The organism is Cryobacterium fucosi (assembly GCF_004403515.1).
Classification (GTDB): Bacteria; Actinomycetota; Actinomycetes; order Actinomycetales; family Microbacteriaceae; genus Cryobacterium; species Cryobacterium fucosi.
In genome coordinates this window covers 38876-51090 of record NZ_SOHH01000075.1, presented here as the reverse complement: position 1 = coordinate 51090, position 12215 = coordinate 38876, and the positions used below count along the sequence as shown (strand labels likewise).

The 12215-nt window shown below is 69.4% G+C and carries 15 protein-coding genes and 1 tRNA gene; 8 read left to right on the top strand and 8 right to left on the bottom strand.

The window, feature by feature from the left end:
- Positions 1-61: 61 nt before the first annotated feature.
- From arsM to E3T48_RS11235, 4 genes are all read right to left on the bottom strand, one after another.
- The gene (arsM, locus tag E3T48_RS11250) at positions 62-877 is read right to left on the bottom strand and encodes an arsenite methyltransferase (RefSeq protein ID WP_134524144.1); all 816 of its coding nucleotides are present in this window, start codon (positions 875-877) and stop codon (positions 62-64) included.
- Between the two features lie 81 nt (positions 878-958).
- Positions 959-1732, bottom strand: coding sequence for an SGNH/GDSL hydrolase family protein (locus E3T48_RS11245; RefSeq protein WP_241986773.1), 774 nt, complete (start codon positions 1730-1732; stop codon positions 959-961).
- 114 nt (positions 1733-1846) lie between these two features.
- The gene (locus E3T48_RS11240) at positions 1847-2458 is read right to left on the bottom strand and encodes a HEAT repeat domain-containing protein (RefSeq protein ID WP_134524143.1); all 612 of its coding nucleotides are present in this window, start codon (positions 2456-2458) and stop codon (positions 1847-1849) included.
- A 71-nt stretch (positions 2459-2529) separates the two neighbouring features.
- Positions 2530-2994 (bottom strand): GNAT family N-acetyltransferase, encoded by a 465-nt coding sequence (locus E3T48_RS11235; protein ID WP_166789708.1) that lies wholly within the window; start codon positions 2992-2994, stop codon positions 2530-2532.
- A gap of 55 nt (positions 2995-3049) precedes the next feature.
- Here E3T48_RS11235 and E3T48_RS11230 point away from each other — a divergent pair, with 55 nt between their 5' ends.
- From E3T48_RS11230 to E3T48_RS11220, 3 genes are read left to right on the top strand one after another with little or no spacing between them, the layout of a single operon-like run.
- The gene (locus tag E3T48_RS11230) at positions 3050-3496 is read left to right on the top strand and encodes a MaoC family dehydratase N-terminal domain-containing protein (RefSeq protein ID WP_134524141.1); all 447 of its coding nucleotides are present in this window, start codon (positions 3050-3052) and stop codon (positions 3494-3496) included.
- Positions 3493-3951 (top strand): MaoC family dehydratase, encoded by a 459-nt coding sequence (locus E3T48_RS11225; RefSeq protein WP_134524140.1) that lies wholly within the window; start codon positions 3493-3495, stop codon positions 3949-3951. Before E3T48_RS11230 ends, E3T48_RS11225 begins: the two co-directional genes overlap by 4 nt.
- Positions 3944-5131: a UDP-N-acetylmuramate dehydrogenase gene (locus E3T48_RS11220; protein ID WP_134524139.1), complete on the top strand. Its 1188-nt coding sequence runs from the start codon at positions 3944-3946 to the stop codon at positions 5129-5131. The genes E3T48_RS11225 and E3T48_RS11220 overlap by 8 nt, the downstream gene beginning before the upstream one ends.
- Positions 5132-5332: 201 nt before the next feature.
- Here the strand turns inward: E3T48_RS11220 and E3T48_RS11215 are convergent, their stop codons facing one another.
- From E3T48_RS11215 to E3T48_RS11205, 3 genes are all read right to left on the bottom strand, one after another.
- Complete coding sequence (locus E3T48_RS11215; RefSeq protein WP_241986772.1) at positions 5333-6205, bottom strand: ABC transporter permease; 873 nt, start codon at positions 6203-6205, stop codon at positions 5333-5335.
- Entirely contained in the window at positions 6202-7161 is a 960-nt protein-coding gene (locus tag E3T48_RS11210) for an ABC transporter ATP-binding protein (RefSeq protein ID WP_134524138.1), read from the bottom strand. The genes E3T48_RS11215 and E3T48_RS11210 overlap by 4 nt, the downstream gene beginning before the upstream one ends.
- A 110-nt stretch (positions 7162-7271) precedes the next feature.
- Positions 7272-8474, bottom strand: a complete 1203-nt coding sequence (locus E3T48_RS11205; protein WP_134524137.1) for a pyridoxal phosphate-dependent aminotransferase — start codon at positions 8472-8474, stop codon at positions 7272-7274.
- 223 nt (positions 8475-8697) lie between these two features.
- Here E3T48_RS11205 and E3T48_RS11200 point away from each other — a divergent pair.
- The 5 genes from E3T48_RS11200 to rplA all read left to right on the top strand — a co-directional run bounded on the left by E3T48_RS11200 (position 8698) and on the right by rplA (position 11443).
- Positions 8698-8770 (top strand) — tRNA-Trp (locus E3T48_RS11200).
- Between the two features lie 42 nt (positions 8771-8812).
- Positions 8813-9088: a preprotein translocase subunit SecE gene (gene secE / locus E3T48_RS11195; protein ID WP_134524136.1), complete on the top strand. Its 276-nt coding sequence runs from the start codon at positions 8813-8815 to the stop codon at positions 9086-9088.
- Between the two features lie 94 nt (positions 9089-9182).
- A complete protein-coding gene (gene nusG, locus E3T48_RS11190; protein ID WP_134524135.1) occupies positions 9183-10145 on the top strand; it encodes a transcription termination/antitermination protein NusG in 963 nt (320 codons plus the stop codon).
- An 84-nt stretch (positions 10146-10229) separates the two neighbouring features.
- Positions 10230-10661, top strand: a complete 432-nt coding sequence (gene rplK / locus E3T48_RS11185) for a 50S ribosomal protein L11 (RefSeq protein ID WP_134424703.1) — start codon at positions 10230-10232, stop codon at positions 10659-10661.
- A 92-nt stretch (positions 10662-10753) separates the two neighbouring features.
- Positions 10754-11443 (top strand): 50S ribosomal protein L1, encoded by a 690-nt coding sequence (rplA, locus tag E3T48_RS11180; protein WP_134524134.1) that lies wholly within the window; start codon positions 10754-10756, stop codon positions 11441-11443.
- A gap of 369 nt (positions 11444-11812) precedes the next feature.
- On the opposite strand, the gene E3T48_RS11175 is transcribed toward rplA, so the two are convergent.
- Positions 11813-12190, bottom strand: a complete 378-nt coding sequence (locus E3T48_RS11175) for a VOC family protein (protein ID WP_134524209.1) — start codon at positions 12188-12190, stop codon at positions 11813-11815.
- Between the last annotated feature and the right edge of the window lie 25 nt (positions 12191-12215).

The window sequence follows — 12215 nt, the reverse complement described above, 5'->3', positions numbered from 1 at the left end:
CGCGGCCGCCCTTCGGCGACCGGACGGCCGGGATCAGACGGCCGGGATCGGACGGCCGGGATCAGACGGCGTCGAGCGGCTTGACGGCTCGCACGATCGCACCGTGCATGCCGGGAGCGACCTCGTGGGTGAGGCTGACGCTCACCTGCTCGAAACCGGCCCGGCCGAGTTCGTTCGTGTACTCCTCCACCGAGAGTGCGCCGGCGATGCAGCCGACGTGCGAGCCTCGGGCGGCCCGCTCGGCCGGGCTGAGCTGGTTCTCGGCCACCACGTCGGACACTCCGACCCGGCCGCCCGCAACGAGCACCCGGAACATCTCCCGGAGCACGGCCGGCTTGTCCGTGGACAGGTTGATCACGCAATTGGAGATCACGACGTCGATGCCGGCGTCGGGCAGCGGGAGGTCCTCGATCGTTCCCTTCCGGAACTCGACGTTCTCGGCGTGCGCGGCCGCGGCGTTGGCCCGGGCGAGGTCGAGCATTTCGTCGGTCATGTCGACGCCGTAGGCGAACCCGGTGGGACCGACCCGGCGGGCGGAGAGGAGCACGTCGATTCCTCCGCCGGAGCCGAGGTCGAGCACGGTTTCTCCGGGGCGGAGGTCGGCGACCGCCGTGGGGTTGCCGCAGCCGAGGCTGGCCAGCACGGCCGCCTGGGGGAGGGCGCCGGTCGATTCGGGGTCGTAGAGCGCGGCACCGAAGACGAGGCTCTCGTCGACGAACGCCGGTCCGCAGCAGTCGGCCGCGGCATCCGCCCCGTCGCTGGGTCCGCAGCACGCGGCGGTGGCCGCCGGGGTCGCGTCCCGCCGGGTCACGGCCAGGGCCGCGCTGGCGTAGCGGGCGCGTACTGCCTCGCGCACGGTGTCGGTGTCTTCGCTCATGAGGGCTCTCCGTCGGTGCGGTGATCGTTGTCGATGCACTCATCCATCATATATTGATGAGCGTCAATATACGCGGGTGGCTCAGGCGTCCACGAGCTCGAGGGTGGGGCGCTTCGGCGGCCGTCCGTCGCCGGACGAGCGGCCGGTGAGACGCCGCCCGATCCACGGCAGCACGTACTCGCGGTAGTACGCGGCCGTTCCCTGCACCCGGTCGCCGGCGGCGGCCTCGACCTCGGCCCATCCGGCGGGCACCGGCACGCCGAGCGCGTCGAGCACGTTGGCGGCGACCCGCGTGTGCCCGAGGGCGTTCAGGTGCAGCTTGTCGACCGACCAGAACCGCGCGTCGGCGAGGAGCGCGTCGGCCCAGTTGTCGACCAGGGTGACCCCCGGACGCACGAACGCGTCCCGCGCGGCCTCGGCGAGCCGATCGCCGCGGCGCTGCATCACCGCACCCATCGGCAGGTGGCGCGACGGGTTGCCGCCGCTGAGCACGAGCACGTGGGCGCCGCTGGCGAGCCCGCGCTCGACGACCTGGCCCAACAGGTCGATGACGTAGGAGATCTCGACCCGCGGCCGCATCAGGTCGTTGCCGCCGCCGCAGATGGACAGCAGGTCGGGGGCCTGGCTGATGGCCGGTTCGAGCTGCTCGGCGACGATCGGGCCGAGCAGGCGCCCGCGCACGGCGAGGTTCGCGTAGGAGACCGGGGCGTCGGATGCCGCGGCGAGGCCGAGCGCGACCAGGTCGGCCCAGCCGCGAAGCCGGCCGCCCTGCAGCTCGTCGCCGACGCCCTCGGTGAAACTGTCGCCGATGGCGACGTAGCGCTGGAACATCAGATCCCCCTCATCCTGCGACATTCGCGATGATTTCGACGAGCTCAATCACCGGTGGTCGAGCTTGTCGAGACCCCCGATACCCTGATTTCGACGAGCTCAATCACCGGCGGGACGAGCCCAATCACCGAGGCGATGCTACTCGCCCTCGTCGTGGGTGTGCCGGGTGCCGTGGGTCTGCTCGGCGCCCTGGCTGGTGTTCTTCGGCAGGTTCCAGCGGCCGGAGAGCACGTCCCTGGCCTGCTGGGCGGCGCGGCGGACCTCCTTGTCCGGGTCGCGCAGGCGCTGCACGATGGTGGCGAGGTGGTCGGCGCTGCCCTGGGCGGCGAGCGCGTGCAGGGCGGCGGCGCGCACACGGGGCACCTCGTCGGTGGTGAGGCGCACGAGCTTCGGGGCAACCTGGAGGCCCCGAAGCAGGATGACCCGCGCGCACATCTCGCGCACCCGCCAGGCCTGGTTGTTCAGTCCGACCACGACGTAGGGTGCGGCGGCCTCGCTCCAGACGTGGAGCAGGGCGCGGGCGCCCCACAGCTCGGGCCAGTACAGGGCCGGGGCGCCGTCGAGAATGCCCAGCGCGTGGCGTCCGCCGGCGTAGAGGAGGAAGTCTTTGCCCGCGTTCTTGGCGCGGAGGAGAGCGATGGAGTTGTCGATGACCGCTTGTTCGCCATAGTGCTCCACGGCGGCGTGGATGCGCTCGGCCGTCGGCAGGTCGATGGGAAGGTCGGGGTGGGGATCTAATTTGTTATGCATGGCACTGCCAAAACTAGCAAGCGAGTGCGGTGCAGGCCAATGCCGGATGTCGGCAGGCGGGGCGTCCGCGATCAGAGGGAGGCGTCTTCGGCCGGGAACGACCGCTCGAACCCGGTCGCCCGGTCGTAGATGCCGTAGTTGCCGATCTCCCGGTAGCCGAGGCGGCGGTAGAGGGCCAGCGCCTCCGGCTGGGCGTAGCCGGTCTCCAGCCGCACGTGCCGGTAGCCGAGTTCGCGGGCCAGCTCCTCGAGGGCGGCGAGCACGGCCGACGCGTGGCCGGCCCGGCGGTAGGCCGGGTTGGTCCACATCCGTTTGACCTCGCAGGTGGCGTCGTCGAGGCGACGGATGCCGCCGCCCGCCACGGTGTTCGCGCCGTCCAGCAGCACGACGAAGCCGCCGTGCGGCAGGTCGAAGGCGTCCGCCTCCACGTCGTGCACCGAGTCGCCGTCGCCGTAGCGTTCCTCGTACTCGCGGCGGAGGTCGGCGAGGAGAGGGGCGACCTCGGGGTCGGCCAGGCGAACGCGGGCGAGTTTCACACCCCTCAGTCTGCCCGATCGGCCCGCTTCCCACCGCGACGGGTAAACTCCTCCTGTGTCTGTCAACCCCGAACTGCAGGGCCGGGTCTTCCCGCCGGTCGCCCCCTATCTCGTCGGCCGGGAGAAGGTGCGCGAGTTCTCCCGCGCCGTCTTCGCGACCAACCCGATCAATCACGACCCGGAAGCCGCGCGCGCAGCGGGCTACGCCGACGTCGTCGCCCCGCCCACCTTCGCGGTGGTCGTGCAGGAAGCGACCCTGGCCCAGCTGCTGGCCGAGCCCGATGCCGGCATCGACTTCAGCCGGGTCGTGCACGGCGACCAGCGGTTCAGCTTCAGCCGCCCGATCGTCGCCGGCGACGAGCTCACGGCGACGCTGACCGTGGCGAGCGTGAAAAGCCTCGGCGGCCATTCGATGGTGACGGCCGAGTCCCGCGTCGTCGACGCGTCCGGCGCCCACGTCGTGACCGCGACCTCCACCCTTGTCGTCAGGGGAGACGAATGAGCATCATCGGCACCACGCCCCGCCTCGATGACCTGGCCGTCGGCGCCGTCGTCGCCGAAGCGAGTTTCCCGTTGATCCGCGATTCCCTCGTGCGTTACGCCGGGGCATCCGGGGACTTCAACCCCATCCACTACCGCGACGATGTGGCCGTCTCCGTGGGGCTGCCCGGCGTGCTCGCGCACGGCATGCTCACGATGGGCCTGGCCGTGCAGCCGGTCGTCGACTGGGTCGGCGACCCCGGCAGAATCGTCGACTACCAGGTGCGCTTCACCCGCCCGGTGCTCGTCGACCCGGCCGGCGGCGCCGTCGTGACGGTCGTCGCCAAGGTCGGCGCGATCGACGCGGAGGCCGGCGTCGCGCGCATCGACCTCACCGTGACGTTCAACGAGGCGACCGTGCTCGGCAAGGCGCAGGCGCGCGTCAGCCTCGCCGCCGCGCCGCGCACGGATGCCTGATTCCGTGCCTGATTCCGTGGCGTTCGCCGGTCGGGCCCCCCGGTTCGCCGACCTGACCACCATGCGCGTCGGCGGGATGCCGGCGCGGCTGCTCGCCCCGGCCACCGAGTCGGAGCTGGCCCTGGCCGCCCTCACCGTGTGGGGATCCGGCGACGAGTGGATGCTGCTCGGCGGCGGCTCGAACACGGTCGTCTGCGACGACGGCTTCGACGGCACCGTGATCCGGGTGCTCACCCGCGGCGTGACGGTGCTGGAGCCCGGTGCGGGCGGCGCTGCCGCGCCGGACCGGGTGCGTCTGCGTGTGCAGGGCGGCGAGCCGTGGGACGACCTCGTCGCCCACACGGTCGCGCAGGGCTGGTCGGGCCTCGAGGCGCTCTCCGGTATCCCCGGCTCGACCGGGGCCTCCCCCGTGCAGAACATCGGCGCCTATGGCCAGGAGCTCTCCGACAGCCTGGTCGCGATCGACTTCCTCGACCACGGGACCGGCGCCCGCCGCCGGATCGAGGCGGCCGAGCTCGAGCTCGGCTACCGCACCTCGGCGCTCAAACAGGGGCTTCTCGGGCTGGTGCTCGCGGTCGAACTGGAGCTGCACGACACGCGGGCCGAGGCATCCGTGCTCGGCAGTGCGCTCAGCCGGCCCGTCGCCTACCCGCAGCTGGCCGCGGCGCTCGGGGTGCAGGTCGGCGACCGGGTGCCGCTCGAGGCGCTGCGGGCATCCGTGCTCGCCCTGCGCGGCGCCAAGGGGATGGTCCTCGACGCCGGCGACCCCGACACGCACAGTGCCGGGTCGTTCTTCACCAACCCGATCGTGTCGCTGGCCTTCTCACGCACGATGCCGGATGCGGCGCCGCGCTGGCCGCTCGGGGGCCTGGAACTGCCCGACCGGGTCATCCCGCTCGACGAGTACTACGGGGTGGGGCCGGTTCCGGATGCGACGCCGGCGCGGCTCGTGAAGCTCAGCGCCGCCTGGCTGATCGAGAATTCCGGGATCTCGCGCGGCTTCCGGCTGCCGGGGTCACGGGCGGCGATCTCCGGCAAGCACACCCTCGCGCTCACCAACAGCGGCGGGGCGACCGCGGACGAGGTCGGCCAGCTCGCCCGCTTCGTGCAGGGCCGGGTACAGTCGGAGTTCGGCGTCATCCTGCAGCCGGAGCCCCTGCTCGTCGGCCTGGACCTCTAGCCCCGCGCCGCCGGTTCTCGCTCGTGGCGCAGGTTCGGGAAGCCGGCGCATGGTGCACCCTGCGCCGGGTTCCGCAGGGTGCGCCGCGAGCGTTCCCAGCCGGACGCCTTCCGTCCGGGACGCCGCGGCGGCACCCCGACCGGCCACGGATGCCCCGCTACGGCAAGCCCAGCGCCATCGCCCGGGTCACGGTCCCGGCGTTCAGGCGTCCTTGCGGATCCATCGGAACGTGACCCGGCTGAGCACGAGCCCGACCAGGAGCCAGATACCGAGGTTGAGGGCCACCAGCGGGAGGTCGAACGAACCGGACTGCTCCAGGCTTGAGAAACTTTCCGGCAGGAACACCGCGCGCATGCCCTGCGCCATCCACTTCAGCGGGAACAGGCTCGCCAGGTTCTGCATCCACTCCGGCAGGAGGTAGAACTGCAGGTAGACGCCCGAGATGAACTGCAGGATCAGCACGATCGGGATGACGACGGCCGTGGCGCTCTTGCCGGAGCGGGGGAGGGCCGAGAGCGCGATTCCGAGGAAGGCGCAGGTGATCACGCCGAACAGGGACACCCAGGCGAAGGTCAGCCAGGTGTCCGGGTCGGTCGGCAGGTCGATGCCCAGCACGAACCGCGCCACGAGCATCAGCAGCGCCGCCTGAATCGTGCCCGTCACCAGCACCATGCCGATCTTGCCGATGAAGTAGCTGAGCGGGGACAGCGGCGTGCCGCCGAGGCGTTTGAGGGTGCCGTCGCCCTTCTCCCCGGCAATGTCCACCGCGAGGTTCTGCACGCCGGAGAGCAGCATGCCCGCGGCGAGCATCCCGGGCAGGTAGTACGCGCCGACGCTGATGCCGCCCGTGCCGTCCGGGGCGGTCCCGATGTTGCCTCTCGCCCCGAACGCCGCCGTGAAGATGCCCAGCATGATGAACGGGAACAGGAAGGTGAAGAACACGCTGTCCGGGCTTCGGAAGTAGACCCGGGTCTCGTAGGCCACGCGGGAGGCGCCGAGCCTGAGCAGGCCGGGCCGCCGCATCCGCATGCCGTCGACCGGGCGGCGGACGCCGGCTGTGCCGGTGTCGCTCATGAGCGCACCTCCGTGACGGTCGCCTCGCCGGCTGCCGCCTTGCCGCCCGCCGTATCGCGGTAGTCCGCCTCCTCGCCAGCATCCGCCTTGCCACGGATGCCGTCGGCCGTGCCGCGAACGAGCCCCAGGTACACATCCTCCAGGCTGGGCCGGATCACCTCGAGGTCGGCCGGTTCCCCGCCCGTGGCGGCGACCAGCTCGGCCACCACCTGGCCTGGCCGATCGGTGCGAACCTCCCTGACCACGCCTGGTTTGTCCCGCCAGCGCACGCGCGGAACCCGCGCCTCGGCTCCGCCGATCTCGCCGATGGCCCCGATGTCGATCAGGCGGCCGCCGCTGATCACACCGGCGCGGTCGCCCAGCTGGGCGGCCTCGTCGAGGTAGTGCGTGGTGAGCAGGATCGTGGTGCCTTCCGCCTTGAGCCGGCGCACCAGGTCCCAGAACTGGTGCCGCGCCTCGGGGTCGAATCCCGTGGTCGGCTCGTCCAGGAACAGAAGCTCCGGCCGTCCGATGATGCCGAGCGCGACATCCACTCGGCGGCGCTGCCCGCCGGAGAGCTTGCTGATGCGGGTCTTCGCCTTCTCCTCGAGTCCCACGGCGGCGATGACCTCGGCGACGCCGCGCGGATTCGGGTAGAGGCCGGCGAAGTGACTGAGCTGCTCGGTCACGGTGACGGTGCCGCTCTCTCCGGTGGACTGCAGCACGATGCCCAGGCGCGCCTTCCAGTCGAGGCCGCCGCGCTGCGGGTCGGTGCCGAGCACGCTCACCTCGCCGGAGCTGCGGTCGCGGTAGCCCTCGAGGATCTCGATCACCGTGCTCTTGCCAGCGCCGTTCGGGCCGAGCAGGGCGAATGTCTCGCCGGCCCGGATGTCGAAGCTGATGCCGCCGAGGGCCTCGAAGCTCCCGTAGGACTTGTGCAGGTCGCGCACGCGCACGACCGGGGATGAGGATTCCATACCAGTAGAGTCCCACGCCTCCCCTCACGCGCGAAAGCGTCGCCCGCCCGCCCCGCCCCATCCATCACGAGACGGATGCACTCTCGCGGTAAAGCGGTAAAGCGGTAAAGCTAGGAGAAGAGGCGCTGCAGGCGCTGGACACCTTCGAGCAGGGCGTCGTCGCCGAGCGCGTAGGAGAAGCGCAGGTAGCCGCTCGGGCCGAAGGCCTCGCCCGGGACCGCGGCCACCTCGACCTGGTCGAGGATGAGGTCCGCGAGTTCCAGCGACGTCGTCGGAGTGACGCCGCCCCAGGTGCGGCCGAGCAGGCCCGTGACATCGGGGTAGACGTAGAACGCGCCCTGCGGCGTCGGGGTCACCATGCCGGGGATCTTGTTCAGCTCGGCGACGATGACCTTGCGGCGGCGGTCGAAGGCGTCCCGCATGGCGAGCGCGGCATCCTGCGGCCCGGTGAGGGCGGCGATGCCGGCGCGCTGGGAGATGTTCGACACGTTCGAGGAGAGGTGCGACTGCAGGTTGGCGGCGGCCTTGATCGCGTCCTGCGGGCCCACCATCCAGCCGAGGCGCCAGCCGGTCATCGCGTAGGTCTTGGCGACGCCGTTGACCAGGATGGTGCGGTCTGCCAGTGCAGGCACGGCCTCGACGATCGACACGGCGGGGACGCCGTCGTAGGTGAGGTTCTGGTAGATCTCGTCGCTGATGACCCACAGGCCGTGCTCCTCGGCCCACTCGCCGATGGCCTTCGTCTGCTGGGCCGAGTAGACCGCGCCGGTGGGGTTGGACGGCGACACGAACAGCAGCACCTTGGTGCGCGAGGTGCGCGCGGCCTCGAGCTGCTCGACCGTGACGAGGTAGCCCTGGTCGGCGCCGGCGAAGACGTCGACCTGCACGCCGCCGGCCAGGCGGATCGACTCGGGGTACGTGGTCCAGTAGGGCGTGGGGACGATGACCTCGTCACCAGGGTCGAGCAGCGTGGCGAAGGCCTGGTAGACCGCCTGCTTGCCGCCGTTGGTGACGACCACCTGGCTGGGCGAGATCGCCAGGCCGCTGTCCCGGAGGGTCTTGGCCGCGATTGCCTCACGCAGGTCGGGCAGCCCGGCCGCGGGGGTATACCGGTGGTTCTTCGGGTCCGTCACCGCGAGGAGCGCCGCCTCGACGATGTGCGGAGGGGTGGGGAAGTCCGGCTCACCCGCGGCGAAACTGATCACCGCCCGGCCGGCCGCCTGGAGCGCCTTGGCCTTTCCGTCAACCTTGAGGGTCGCCGACTCCGCGATGGAGCCGATCCGGGTAGAGATTCGCTTGAGTTCGTGAGCCACGCTTCGAGCATACGGCGGCGGGCCACCCCGGCGGAGGCGTGCGGGCGTGATTCTCGCAACCGGCCGGCCTCCGCGGGGCCCCGGCTTTACTCTCGTCCCGGAGTGACCTAGACTTGATCGAGGTAGTTGAATTCTGCCATGCTTTTTTGCGCCCTTTTTGACGTGTCCGGTTGGACTCGTCCGAAAGTCGCGAAGGAGAGTGGCGCTGAAGGATTCTCTCCATAGGGTGGTGGCTCAATTGGTAGAGCAGCGGTCTCCAAAACCGCAGGTTGCAGGTTCGAGTCCTGTCCGCCCTGCAAGTCGGTGGCGTTCCGTCGGCCCATGAAAGGTGTGAACAGGTGGCCCGAAAAGTTGTCGACGAACCCAGTGAGGAAATCGTCGCAAACGCGAGAATGGCGCGCGATTCCAAGCGCGGTCCCTTCGCTCGGATGTCCCTGTTCATCAAGCAGGTCATGGCTGAGCTCCGCAAGGTCGTCACGCCGACCCGCAAGGAGCTCCTGAGCTACACGGGTGTCGTGCTGGTCTTCGTGGTGATCATGATGGCCCTGGTTTCCGCACTCGACTGGGTGTTCGCGCTCGTCGTGACATACGTGTTCGGAACGCCAAGCGGCTGAACGGATGCCGCCCCGGCGGCTCCCGCAAGGATTCATGGCAACGCTGAACGGGTCACGCTTTCGTGCCCAGGCAATAGATAAGGATTGAGATTTAGTGACTGAGACGAATCACGACGATGTCGACTGGGCCACCGCTGCCGAACAGTCCTCAGACGAAGACGAGGCGCAGGAGGGCAACACCCTCGCCGCCGAAGAAGACTCCGTAGAGGCCGCCGAGCGGGCAGCCGTGCACGTGTTCGACCCGAACGTCGGCGTCGAGGACAACCTCGACGCGGCGCTCGACGCGCTCGCCGAATCGATCGACCCGGAGGCCGACGCGCTCGTCGACGACGCCCTCGACATCGACTCCGCCGATGAAGCGGATGCGTCCGTCGAGGCCGTGCAGGACGAAGAGGCCGTGCAGGACGAAGAGGCAACCGAGACCGAAGCCGTCGACGAGGACCCGTACGCGGAGTTCCGCAAGGAACTGCGCTTCCAGCCGGGCAAGTGGTTCGTCATCCACTCCTACGCCGGCTTCGAACGCCGCGTGAAGTCGAACATCGAGAACCGCAAGCAGTCGATGGCCATGGAAGATTTCATCTACCAGGTCGAGGTTCCGATGGAAGACGTCGTCGAGATCAAGAACGGCCAGCGCAAGATGGTCACGCGCGTTCGCATCCCCGGCTACGTGCTGGTGCGGATGGACCTCAACGAAGACAGCTGGTCGGTGGTTCGCCACACGCCCGGCGTCACCGGCTTCGTCGGCAACGCCCACAACCCGACCCCGCTCCGCTTCGAAGAGGCCTTCGGCATGCTGAAGAGCCTCGTCGAGATCCAGGAAGTCCCCACCGCCAAGTCCGGCAGTGGCCATGGCGGCAAGGTTCCGACCCGCGCCCTCCCGGCCGAGATCGACTACGAGATCGGCGAGACCATCACGATCAAGGAGGGCTCGTTCGCGGGCCTGCCCGGATCGATCAGCGAGATCAAGGCGGAGAGCGGCAAGCTCATCGTGCTGGTGTCCCTGTTCGAGCGCGAGACCCCGGTCGAGCTCAGCTTCGACCAGGTCACCAAGCTCTAAAAAGTTTCCAGTTCACCGGGGCCCGTCCGGGCCACCGGGAGAGCGGCCCTCGCGGCTGCTCGTCATCACAAAGAAGGAAGAACAATGGCACCGAAGAAGAAGGTTACCGGTCTGATCAAGCTTCAGATCAAGGCCGGCGCCGCCAACCCCGCACCGCCCATCGGGCCGGCGCTTGGTCAGCACGGCGTCAACATCATGGAATTCTGCAAGGCGTACAACGCCCAGACGGAATCCCAGCGCGGCAACGTTATCCCGGTGGAGATCACCGTCTACGACGACCGTTCATTCACTTTCATCCTGAAGACCCCGCCCGCAGCGGAGCTCATCAAGAAGGCCGCCGGCGTCGCCAAGGGCAGTGGCACCCCGCACACCGTCAAGGTTGCGAAGCTCACCAAGGCACAGGTTCGCGAGATCGCCGAAGCGAAGATGGTTGACCTCAACGCCAACGACCTCGACGCCGCGTCGAAGATCATCGCCGGCACCGCCCGCTCCATGGGCATCACGGTCGAGGCCTGAGCCTCAACCCCCGGCATCCCGCCACCCAGCAGTACGTGGAAGAGCCAGCCAGGCTCGCACCACACTCTCAAATTCTTGTACAGGAGATTCAAATGGCACAGAAGTCAAAGGCCTACCGGGCCGCGGCCGAGAAGATCGAAGCCGACAGGTTCTACACCCCCGTCGAGGCCGTCACGCTGGCCCGCGAGACCGGTTCGGCGAACTTCAACTCGACCGTTGAGGTTGCCCTCAAGCTCGGCGTCGACCCGCGCAAGGCGGACCAGATGGTGCGTGGAACCGTCATTCTTCCTCACGGAACCGGTCGCACCGCCCGCGTCATCGTCTTCGCAACCGGCCCGGCCGCCGATGCTGCAATCGCAGCCGGCGCCGACGAGGTCGGTGGCGACGAGCTCATCGAGAAGGTGGCCGCCGGCTACACCTCGTTCGACTCCGCCGTCTCGACCCCGGAGCTCATGGGCAAGGTCGGCCGTCTCGGAAAGGTGCTCGGCCCGCGTGGCCTCATGCCGAACCCCAAGACAGGCACCGTGACGCCCGACGTCGCGAAGGCCGTGTCCGACATCAAGGGCGGGAAGATCGAATTCCGCGTCGACAAGCACGCCAACGTGCAGTTCGTCGTCGGCAAGGCATCCTTCACCGCCGAGCAGCTGAACGAGAACATCGCCGCAGCGCTAGAGGAGATCGTGCGCCTCAAGCCGAGCTCGTCCAAGGGCCGCTACATCATGAAGGGCGCCGTGTCGACCACGTTCGGCCCCGGCATCCCGCTCGATGTGAACAGCATCTAAGCACCCGCACAAGAGTGAAGGGCCCGTCGCGCGACGGGCCCTTCACCCGTTAAGGAGCGCTCGGCCGGACGGCGTCCGGTCGAGCGGTGCTCAGTCGGTGACGGATGTCTCCCGCGCGTTCTCGGGGTGTGCCCGCAGCATCGCGGCCACGGCGATCGCGTCGCCCTGTGGCCCCGCCTGTCGGTGGCCCCGCCTGTCGAGACCGAGCGAGGGTGATTTCGACGAGCTCAATCACCGGTGGTCGAGCCTGTCCGGTGGTCGAGCCTGTCCGGTGGTCGAGCCTGTCGAGACCGAGCGAGGGTGATTTCGACGAGCTCAATCACCGGTGGTCGAGCCTGCCAGCCTGTCGAGACCCGGCGTGATCGACGACTACGGGTCGTGGCGCGGCTCGTGGCTGACCAGCCCGACCGTGTTGCCCTCACTGTCGCGGATGAACGCCATCCACTCGTCGGTTCCGGCCGGGCCGAGCGAGTCGTCGGTGTGGCTGAAGATGATGTGCGGCGGGTCGACGATCTCCACCCGCAGCCCGCGGAGCCGCTCGACCGTCGCCGCCACATCGTCGACCTGGAGGTAGACGAGGGCGGATGCCGCCGCCCGCTCGAGCAGCAGGCGGGACCGGCCCACGTTGAAGAAGAGCAGGCCGGGGGGATCGAACCGGGCGGCCGGCGGACCCCCGAGCAGCAACTCGTAGAAGGCGGACGCCCGGTCGAGGTCGTCGGCGTGCTGGGCAACCTGCAGGATCTCCATGGTGTCCTCCACCATGATCATCCGT